Genomic DNA, 5,732 nt, shown 5'->3' with positions numbered 1-5,732 from the left:
GCGCTGCCCTGCGCGGCCCCGGCCCGGCCGCCCGGACCCACGGCCAGGAGTCGTCCGCCGGGCCGGCCGGGGGGAGAGACCGGCGGTGTCCGCCGAACGGACGGGGCCGTACAACGGCCGGTCGGCGCCGCGCCGGGGCGGCGGCCCGACGGGCCGTCGCGGCAGGTCACACCGGCGCGGCGGCTTGTGGACGCCCCGTGACGTGGCCGACGGACCATCCGCGGAGCAAACAGCGTGAATCAGCCATAAATCCACCGGATCCACGCTTAACCAGGCAGTCACAAAGCGTTCGTGATCACGCAACAACGCCGGGCCACAGTGCTGGCATGACTCAGAAGAGCGACACGCACGTCACCGCCCCGAAGCGAGTCCGCCGCCACCACCACTGGCGGCGGGACGTCGTCGAACTCGCCGCGCTGTTCACCGCGGTGGCGGTGGCGGACGCGGTCGCGAACACCATCGCGCACGGCCCGAGGGGCCCGTACCTGCTGATCGTCTCGGCTGTGGTGCTGGTGGCCACGGCCGCGTTCCACACCTGGTGGTCACGCAGGCACAGCCACGCCCCTCCCGCCACACCCGACGGCCCGGTCCCGGGAGCCGCGGTTCCGGGGGCCGCGAGCGGCCGTGCCGAGGACCCGGCGACGGTCACCGTGCTCTGGCGGATGCGGACCACCGTGCGGGACGAGCCGGGCAGCCTGGCCGTGCTGTGCGGTGCCCTGGCCGGGCTGCGGGTGGACATCCTGACGCTCCAGACCCATCCGCTGGCTGAGGGCACCGTCGACGAGTTCCTGCTGCGCGGGCCCGGCTCCCTGAGCGCCGATCAGCTCGCCCGGCACGTCGCCGCGGCCGGTGGCTCGCACACCTGGATCGAGCGGGCCGACGCCCACGACCTGGTGGACGCGCCGACCCGGGTCCTCGGCCTGGCGACCCGTACCGCCCTGGACACCGCCGAACTGCCCCTCGCGCTGCGGCAGCTGCTCGGCCGGTGCACCATCCGGTCGGTGCCCGCCGTCTCCCCCAGCGGCCGCCCCACCGGACGGACCGCGCCGGTGGAGGGGGCGCTGGAGCAGGGCGACACCGTGATGCTGCTGCGCGACCCGCACGGCGGGGTGATCACCGTGACTCGCCCGTATCTGCCGTTCACCCCCACCGAGTTCGCCCGGGCCCGTGCCCTCGTCGAACTCGACGCGCGGCTCGGCCCGCGGGTACCGGACGGCCAGGACGTGCTCACGCTTCCGGAGGGCGCCGAGATCACCGTGCGCCGGGCCGACCAGGGCGATCTGGCGGCCGCGCGTGCCATGCACGACCGCTGCTCGGAGCGGACCCTGGGCCTGCGTTACCACGGCCCCGTGATCGACGCCGACCGCTACCTGGACCATCTGCTCAGCCCGCGCTTCGGCCGCACACTGGCCGTCGAGACCTCGTCCGGGCGCCTCGTAGCGCTGGGCCACCTGCTGTGGGACGGGGACGAGACCGAGGTGGCGCTGCTCGTGGAGGACGACTGGCAGGGCCGGGGCATCGGCTCCGAACTGCTGCGCCGCCTGGTGGCGCTCGCCGTCGAGGCGGGGTGCGAGAACGTGTACGCGGTGACCCAGTCCTCCAACACCGGCATGGTCGCTGCGATGCGCGGCCTGAACCTGCCTCTCGACTACCAGATCGAGGAGGGCACCCTGGTCATCACGGCCCAGGTGCGGCCGGAGCGGGCGGCCCCGCACGGCGGCGGCCTGGAGGCCGCGCACGGCACCCGGGCGGCGGCCACCGGGGCCGTCGGCGAGCAGGCGGGAGCCTCCGGGCCTCAGGGCGGAGCCCCGTAGGACGTCCGGCAGCCCGGCAGGCCCGCCCTCCCGGAACCGGTCCTGCCTCACGGGAGCGACGGGATCCGGCCAAAAAGCCGCACGCTCCCACCGGTCACGCCCCCGGCGCGCCCCCCGGCCCGCGAACGCCGCGCTCCAGCCGGAGTCGGACACCCGCCCCGGGGCGGCCCCGGGCGGCGAGGCCCGCCGTCGGAGCCGGACAGGAGGCGCGTCGGCACTCCCCCGGGCGGGCTCGCGCGCAGGCAGCGCCGCCCAGGGACCGGACCGCCGCTCGTCGCGAGGGCAACGGCCCCCCGCGCATGGCCGGGACCCGGCCTCCCCTCCCGCCACCGCCCCGCCCCGGGCCCTGCCCTGCCCTCTCGCACCACCCGTTCCCCCCGTCGCAGCCGCCCCGTACGGCGCCCACCCGGGCCGCTCGTTTGTCAGCCGACTGTGATCGAATGAGGTGGCGTGCCGGCTCGGCCGCGTACCAGGATGGAGCCATGCCAGATACCCCCAGCAGCGCTCTTCCCCGCCAGGTCGCGGACGCCTACGTCGACGCCCTCGTCGAGCTCGACCCCGTCACGGGCACCTACCTGGGCGTCAGGGAGAGCCACGCGCTCCTGCCCGACTACTCCCCCGCCGGCCAGGAGGAACTGGCCGTGCTGGCCCGCGAGACGCTCGCCCGCCTCGACGAGTCGGAGCGCCTGCCGGGCGCCGACGCCGAGGCCGAACGCCGCTGCGCGCGTCTGCTCCGGGAGCGCCTCACCGCCGAACTTGCCGTCCACGAGGCCGACGAGGGCCTGCGGACCGTCAGCAACATCCACTCCCCCGCACACAGTCTGCGCATGGCCTTCACCGTGACGCCGACCGACACCGCCGAGGACTGGGCGGCCGTCGCGGAGCGGCTGCGGGCCGTGCCCGCCTCGCTCGACGGCTACCGCCGGTCGCTCGCGCTGGGCCTGGAGCGCGGTCTGCTCGGCGGCCCGCGCGCCACGGCCACCTTCGTCGAACAGCTCACCGAGTGGGCGGGCGGCGACGGGGCCGGGCGCGGCTGGTTCGAGGAGTTCGCCGCGGCGGGCCCGCCCGAGCTGCGCACCGAACTCGACACGGCCGCCCGTGGCGCCACCGCCGCGGTCCGGGAACTTCGCGACTGGATGCGCGATGTGTACGCGCCGGCCGTCAAGGACGCCCCGGACACCGTGGGCCGCGAGCGGTACGCGCGCTGGGCCCGCTTCCACAACGGCACCGACCTCGACCTGGACGAGGCCTACGCGTACGGGTGGGAGGAGTACCACCGGCTCCTGGGTGAGATGCGCAAGGAGGCCGACAAGATCCTCCCCGGCTCGGACCCGTGGGAGGCGCTCGCCCACCTCGACGAGCACGGCCGGCACATCGAAGGCGCCGAGGAGACCAGGGCCTGGCTCCAGAACCTCATGGACGAGGCCATCGAGGCGCTCGACGGCACCCACTTCGAACTCGCCGAGCGGGTGCGGCGGGTGGAGTCGCGGATCGCGCCCCCCGGCAGCGCCGCCGCACCTTACTACACAGGGCCGTCCGAGGACTTCTCGCGGCCGGGGCGCACCTGGCTGCCGGTCGACGGCGAGACCCGCTTCCCCGTGTACGACCTGGTGTCCACCTGGTACCACGAGGGTGTGCCGGGCCACCACCTCCAGATCGCGCAGTGGGTGCATGTCGCCGACCAGCTGTCGCGCTACCAGGCGACCGTGGGCCAGGTGAGCGCCAACGCCGAGGGCTGGGCCCTGTACGCCGAGCGGCTGATGGACGAGCTGGGCTTCCTGCCCGACCCGGAGCGGCGGCTCGGCTATCTGGATGCCCAGATGATGCGGGCCTGCCGGGTGATCATCGACATCGGCATGCACGTGGGCCTGGACATCCCGGCGGACTCCCCCTTCCACCCGGGCGAGCGGTGGACTCCCGAGCTGGCGCAGGAGTTCTTCCAGCGGCACAGCAGCCGGCCGGCCGCGGTCGTGGAGAGCGAGATGATCCGCTACCTGTCGATGCCGGGGCAGGCGATCGGCTACAAGCTGGGCGAGCGCGCCTGGCTGCTGGGCCGGGAGCGGGCCCGCGCCGCGCACGGGGACGCCTTCGACGCGAAGAAGTGGCACATGGCGGCGCTTTCGCAGGGCTCGCTCGGGCTGGACGACCTGGTGGACGAACTGTCCAGGCTCTGAGGGGGCTCGCGTTCAGCAGCCGCAGTCGGCGCCCGGCGCGACGGGTGCCGTGAGAGGGTCGGTGTCTCGGTGGCGCCGGCCCTCCGCCGTCTCGTACGGGAAACCCTCCCGCGCCCAGTACTCGAAGCCGCCGAGCATCTCCTTGACCTGGTAGCCGAGTCGGCTGAGCGCCAGGGCCGCGCGGGAGGCGCCGTTGCAGCCGGGGCCCCAGCAGTACGTGACGACCGGGAGGGCCTTGTCGAGGATCCGCTCCGCCCGCTCGGGCACGAGCGCGGTCGGCAGGTGCACGGCACCGGGGATGTGACCCTGATCCCAGGCCTCGGTGGAGCGCGAGTCGAGGACGACGAAGCCGGGGCCGCCGTCCGCGGCGAGGGCGGCGGCGACGTCGGAGGCGTCGGCGTGGAAGGCGAGGCCGGCCGCGAAGTACGCGGCTGCGGTGTCGGGGGCGGCGGGCGGGACCCGCAGGACCGGGTTCGCGGTGCGGAGGCTGTCGGCAGAGTTCGCTGTCGTCATGTCCGGAAATCTATGGGGCGTGTTCCTCTCGATGAAGTGACGATCCCCGGCACTTTTCTTGCTGCACCGGGGATTCCCCTGCTATTCATCGCTCATGACGGGATATTCACCGGACGACACCGACTGGCTCATCCTGACGGCCCTGCAGGGGCAGGGCCGGGCGAGCTTCGCGGACCTGGCACGCGCCGTGTCGATGTCCGCGAGTGCCGTGACGGAGCGCGTACGCAGGCTGGAGGAAGCGGGGGTGATCGCCGGGTACACGGCGGTCGTCGAACCCGGGCGGCTGGGGTTGCCCGTCCTGGCGTTCATACGGCTGCGGTACCCGAACGGCAACTACAAACCGTTCCACGACCTGTTGGACACCACGCCGGAGGTTCTGGAGGCCCATCACGTCACGGGCGACGACTGCTTCGTGCTGAAGGTCGCCGCCCGGTCGATGACCCATCTGGAGCAGGTGGCGGGGAAGGTCGGCGCGCTGGGGTCGGTGACCACGAGCGTCGTCTACTCGTCCCCGCTGCCCCGCCGCGCGGTCACCCGCTGAGGCCCGCCGAGCGGAGCCTGACCGAGGAACCGGCGCGGTTCTTGACGACCTCCAGCTGCGCCGGGATGCGGCGGCGCAGGTCGGGGACATGGCTGACGATGCCGACGCTGCGGTCACGTTCGCGCAGGCCGTCCAGGACGTCGAGGACCTCGTCCAGCGTGTGCTCGTCGAGGCTGCCGAAGCCCTCGTCGATGAAGAGGGTGTCGAGCCGCACGCCTCCCGCCTCGTCGGTGACGACGTCCGCGAGGCCCAGCGCGAGGGCGAGGGACACGAAGAAGGTCTCACCACCGGAGAGCGTCGCCGTGTCCCGTTCCGTCCCGGTCCAGGCGTCCACCACGTGCAGTCCGAGGCCGGCGCGCTTGACGCCCGCGCGGGCGTCGGAGTGGACGAGCGTGTAGCGCCCGGCCGACATGCGCTGCAGACGGGCCGTGGCCGCCGCGGCGACCTGTTCGAGGCGGGCCGCCAGGACGTACGTCTCCAGCCTCATCCGCCGCTGGTTCTCGGCGGACGTCCCGGCGGTGAGCGTGGCGAGCCGTGCGAACCGGTCGTACTCGGCGCGCAGCGGGCCCAGGCGCCGCACCTCGCGTGCCGCCTCGGCGGAGAGCCCGTCCAGGGAGGCGCACCGCTCGCGGTGCGCGGCGAGCACGGAGGCGGCGGCCGTCGCGGCGGCCTGGGCCGCCTCGTACGCGG

Annotated in this window: 5 protein-coding genes; 3 read left to right on the top strand and 2 right to left on the bottom strand. The window is 74.2% G+C overall.

All coding sequences use genetic code 11. The features are described 5' to 3' along the window. Positions 1–326: 326 nt before the first annotated feature. On the top strand, positions 327–1,814 hold the full coding sequence (locus I3F58_RS28965) for a GNAT family N-acetyltransferase (RefSeq protein WP_240111683.1): 1,488 nt from the start codon (positions 327–329) through the stop codon (positions 1,812–1,814). Between the two features lie 482 nt (positions 1,815–2,296). After that, entirely contained in the window at positions 2,297–3,988 is a 1,692-nt protein-coding gene (locus tag I3F58_RS28960) for a DUF885 domain-containing protein (protein WP_240111682.1), read from the top strand. Positions 3,989–4,000: 12 nt separating this feature from the next. Here I3F58_RS28960 and I3F58_RS28955 read toward each other — a convergent pair whose 3' ends face one another. Next, positions 4,001–4,501, bottom strand: a complete 501-nt coding sequence (locus I3F58_RS28955) for a rhodanese-like domain-containing protein (protein ID WP_240111681.1) — start codon at positions 4,499–4,501, stop codon at positions 4,001–4,003. 94 nt (positions 4,502–4,595) lie between these two features. Between I3F58_RS28955 and I3F58_RS28950 the strand changes: the two genes are divergently transcribed. Further along, positions 4,596–5,042, top strand: coding sequence for an Lrp/AsnC family transcriptional regulator (locus tag I3F58_RS28950; RefSeq protein WP_240111680.1), 447 nt, complete (start codon positions 4,596–4,598; stop codon positions 5,040–5,042). Here the strand turns inward: I3F58_RS28950 and I3F58_RS28945 are convergent. Further along, positions 5,032–5,732: SbcC/MukB-like Walker B domain-containing protein (locus I3F58_RS28945; RefSeq protein ID WP_275679050.1), on the bottom strand; the 701-nt coding region annotated here is incomplete at its 5' end. The genes I3F58_RS28950 and I3F58_RS28945 overlap by 11 nt on opposite strands.

This window comes from Streptomyces sp. MUM 203J (assembly GCF_022414595.1).
In the GTDB taxonomy this organism is placed as follows: Bacteria; Actinomycetota; Actinomycetes; order Streptomycetales; family Streptomycetaceae; genus Streptomyces.
This window is presented reverse-complemented; position numbering and strand designations above follow the sequence as displayed.